The following is a 1,091-nucleotide window of genomic DNA, read 5'->3' on the forward strand; positions in this document are numbered from 1 at the left end:
GGCGGTCTCAGTGACCAAGTGCAACACCCGAGGTAAGGTGCTGCATGACTACTCACTACACCCACTTGACCATCGAAGAGCGCGTAACGCTAATGATCATGCGTATGCAAGGCGCCTCGCTGCGAGCCATCGCCCAAGTTCTTGGGCGCCAACCCAGCACGCTGAGTCGAGAGGTGCGGCGCCAGTCGCAGCCTGGGCACTATGACGCCAGCACTGCCGGTGCTCGAGCCCGTGCCCTCAGACACGTCCCGAGGCGCAGCAAGCTTCTTGCCCCTGGTTCTGAACTGTTCCAGGTCGTACACAGCATGTTAGCCAAGGGCTGGTCTCCTCAGCAAATTGCCGCCAGACTCAAGGACTACTGGCCTGATAATCCTGAGCGGCATGTGAGTCACGAAACGATCTACCTGACAATCTATGCATACCCACGCGGCGAGCTTAAGCGTCAACTCATTGGTTACCTGCGCCAGGGCGGCAGCAAGCGGCGTACTCGCAGCACTGCGCCAGCTCGGCGCGAGCGCTATCCAGCTGAACAGAATATTCGCTACCGGCCTGAAGAGGTCGAAGGTCGACAAGTGCCAGGTCATTGGGAAAGCGACCTGATCATGGGCGCGAACAATCGCTCGGCAGTAGCGACGATGGTCGAGCGCACGAGCCGTTTCGTGATCCTGGCCAAGTTGGATGCGCCCACCGCAGACGCCGCGCTAGAGGGGATGACGCGAGAACTTTCGCGGATGGCACCGGCGCTGCTGAAAACCATGACCCATGACCAAGGCAGCGAGATGGCCAAGCATCAAGAGCTGACAGCTCGTACGGGAATGAAGATCTACTTCGCTGACCCGCACAGCCCTTGGCAAAGAGGCAGCAACGAGAACACGAACGGCCTGCTCCGGCAGTACTTACCCAAGGGCACCGATTTGTCGCTGGTTAGCCAGGAGCGGCTGGACGAGATTGCCGACTTGCTCAACACCCGACCTCGTCAGACATTGGGCTGGAAATTCCCTGTTGAAGTGTTGACGGATCATCTGCAACTGCTGGCAACCAATCGGCTCAACATTATCAACTGACTGTTGCACTTGGAACCTGAGGCCGCC

1 protein-coding gene is annotated in these 1,091 nt (G+C 58.8%); it reads left to right on the plus strand.

Annotation, left to right across the window (positions count from 1 at the left end; translation table 11 throughout):
- Positions 1 to 44 precede the first annotated feature (44 nt).
- Entirely contained in the window at positions 45 to 1,064 is a 1,020-nt protein-coding gene (locus tag LU684_RS30430; protein WP_010792770.1) for an IS30 family transposase, read from the plus strand.
- Positions 1,065 to 1,091: the final 27 nt, after the last annotated feature.

This window comes from Pseudomonas sp. NMI542_15 (assembly GCF_021283425.1).
Taxonomy (GTDB): domain Bacteria; phylum Pseudomonadota; class Gammaproteobacteria; order Pseudomonadales; family Pseudomonadaceae; genus Aquipseudomonas; species Aquipseudomonas fortuita.

Coding starts and splice junctions, on each gene's coding strand:
- LU684_RS30430 (WP_010792770.1), top strand. CDS start 45: ATGACTACTCACTACACCCACTTGACCATCGAAGAGCGCGTAACGCTA.